The following is a 2,204-nucleotide window of genomic DNA, read 5'->3' as shown; positions in this document are numbered from 1 at the left end:
GCGCGTGCAGCCCCCGGGCCAGACTCCGGCCCAGCGGTCGCACCAGGTCCCGTCTGCCGCGCTCCTTGTAGGCGAGCACGAGCTCACGGGCCACCCCGGCGTACGGGGCGAGCACGTGCGCACCGGGCGCGTGGCGGGCGGGCCCCTCCGGCCGGTCCAGTACCGCCGCGCAGTCCGCACAGCACGCGGACCCGGGCGCGCCACAGCCCGCACACGACGTGGACACCAGCAGGTCGAGGCCCGCCCTTCCGAGGGCGCGGGCCGTCCGAAACACACGGGTCGTCACCGCTCCAGACTGCCGCCGACCACCGACAGTCCCCGCGGATCCGACACCTCAGCCCGGGTAGAACGGCTCGGCACCCGGCCTGCTGTGCGGGTGCGGCACCCACACCGCGCCGACCTCCCCGGCCGTCCACAACCCGTGCGTGTCGGCCACCACGATCTGTCGGCCCGGCGCGGCGGTGACGGCCTCGGTCGGTGGCCCGAGGTTCGAGCTGTTGAACGTGTCGTGCTCGAAGCCGTCGACCGAGACCCGCACGACCGGCCGCCACTCGGACGAGGTCGCCACGACCAGGGTGTCCTGCGAGCTCCAGTCGACGTCGACCGCCGAGGTGAGGATGTCGCTCTTCAGCGCGCGCGGCGACCGGAGCGAGACCTCCGAGCTCGTGCGCACCACAGAGGCGACCCAGAGGGTGCCGTTCACCACGAGCGCGGCCCGTGTTCCGTCCCGGGACAACCGCAGCGCGGTGATGGCTCCCTCGTCCGGGAGTTCGCTGACGGTGACCGGTTGCGGCGCCCACGCGCCGTCCGGGTCCCGCTGGACACGCACGATCGACTTCCCGTCCCGGACGGTCCACAGCTCGCTCGACTTGGACTCGTTCGACGACGGCGGTCGCCAGGTCGGTCGGGTCAACCGCTCGGCGGACAGGTCCACGACCTGCCCCGCCGAACCGTAGTCGCCCACCCGCAGACGGCGGCCACCGTCGCCGAGGTCCTCCACCACGGCGAGCTGCTGGCCGTTGATCGACTGCGCGGCGCTCTCGACGTCGTAGGCACCACGGCCGAGCGGCCCCTGGACGGGCGCACCCGTGTCCAGGGAGCGGATCCGGCCTGACTCCGTCGTCATGAGGCCGGGAAGCTCCGAACTCGGCGAGGTGATCGACTCGTACGCGGGCAGGTCCCCCGGCCGCCAGTCGAGTGTGCCCGGAACCAGCGCCACCCCGTCCGAGAGCAACCGGATCCGGCTCGTGGTCACGTGCTGCAACGACCGCACCACCTGGACGGCCATCCGTTCCCGGACCTTCTCGCTCTCCTCGGTGATCCCCGTCAGCGGGACCACCAGCGCCCCGTCGGGTGCCGTGTCCACGTTGCTGTCGAGTTCCGCCGATTCCCCGAGCGGGTTCACGACCGCACCGGCGAGCCCGTTCGAGGGGCCGCCGAGCACCAGGTCGACGACCCGCGCGGACAACCCCGAACGGGGCCGCGCGACCACGTAGCGGGGGTCCGGCACCGGCACCGACGAGTCCGGCGAGAAGAAGTAGACCGGCACCTCGAAGTACGACTCGGAGAAGTCGCTCTCCGTGATCAGCACGGTTCCGGGCGCATCGATGATGCGCCACTCCCCGTTCGGCTGCCTGCCGACCCGCACCGGTTCCTCGAAGTCGCCGCTGACGGAGACGAACGCGTTGTCCGAGGTCAGTCGCCCGAGTTCGGAGGCGCGGAGGGACACGACCCGACGGTTCTCCGGGTCCGGCGCCTCCTCCTCACCCAGATACACGGTGCCGAACTCGTTGCGGATCACGGTCAGGCTGTCGTCCGGCTGCCACCGCTCGCGCGCGGCCTCGCTGAGGTAGGCCCGTGCGGCCGCGTGGTCGTTGGCGGGCCGTGCGCTCGCCCGGACGAACTGCCGGACCACCGACAACGGATCCAGTCCCTGTTCCGGTTCCGGGACCTCCTGGGTGGCCTGTCCCCCGCCCTCCTGCGGAACGGGATTCGGCTGCGACGTGGTGGGGATGGCCGCGCAGCCGCTCACGACCAGCACGAGGGCCAGTACCGCACCCGCGATGCGGGCGTGCCACCCGGACGACCTCGGCCTCACGCCGCTCACCGCACCTCCTCGTGCCCGTCCTCGTACCCCGCCGCGCGGCCCACCGGTGTGGGCCCCGGCCGCTCGTCCGCACCACCGGCCGCACCCTCACGGCCCG

Annotated in this window: 2 protein-coding genes; both read right to left on the bottom strand. The window is 72.9% G+C overall.

The window, feature by feature from the left end; translation table 11 throughout:
* Positions 1 to 286: ComF family protein (locus SACPADRAFT_RS32910; protein WP_007027357.1), on the bottom strand; the 286-nt coding region annotated here is incomplete at its 3' end.
* Positions 287 to 334: 48 nt separating this feature from the next.
* A complete protein-coding gene (locus tag SACPADRAFT_RS0214140) occupies positions 335 to 2,107 on the bottom strand; it encodes an LpqB family beta-propeller domain-containing protein (RefSeq protein ID WP_007027356.1) in 1,773 nt (590 codons plus the stop codon).
* Positions 2,108 to 2,204 lie beyond the last annotated feature (97 nt).

Source organism: Saccharomonospora iraqiensis subsp. paurometabolica YIM 90007, assembly GCF_000231035.2.
In the GTDB taxonomy this organism is placed as follows: domain Bacteria; phylum Actinomycetota; class Actinomycetes; order Mycobacteriales; family Pseudonocardiaceae; genus Saccharomonospora; species Saccharomonospora paurometabolica.
This window is presented reverse-complemented; position numbering and strand designations above follow the sequence as displayed.